Source organism: Pseudomonas sp. FSL R10-1350 (genome assembly GCF_009600525.1).
Lineage (GTDB): Bacteria > Pseudomonadota > Gammaproteobacteria > Pseudomonadales > Pseudomonadaceae > Aquipseudomonas > Aquipseudomonas helleri.
Genome location: NZ_WIVR01000245.1, coordinates 1 through 252, shown reverse-complemented (window position 1 = coordinate 252; position 252 = coordinate 1). Strand labels below are relative to the sequence as shown.

The window sequence follows — 252 nt, the reverse complement described above, 5'->3', positions numbered from 1 at the left end:
GGCGCAGCGGACGGGACTCGAACCCGCGACCCCCGGCGTGACAGGCCGGTATTCTAACCGACTGAACTACCGCTGCGTATCGCTCGGACTTGCGTCCGTTTGAATCTTTTAAAACCGTTGATCGAGAAGCTTCGGTGCTTTTCAATCGCAAGCCAGGCCAGCCTGACTTGTACAGATATGGCGCAGCGGACGGGACTCGAACCCGCGACCCCCGGCGTGACAGGCCGGTATTCTAACCGACTGAACTACCGC

At 59.9% G+C, this 252-nt stretch carries 1 tRNA gene; it reads right to left on the bottom strand.

Annotated features, from left to right (window positions below):
- Positions 1–2: 2 nt before the first annotated feature.
- Positions 3–76: transfer RNA gene (locus tag GHO25_RS25990), tRNA-Asp, on the bottom strand.
- Positions 77–252: the final 176 nt, after the last annotated feature.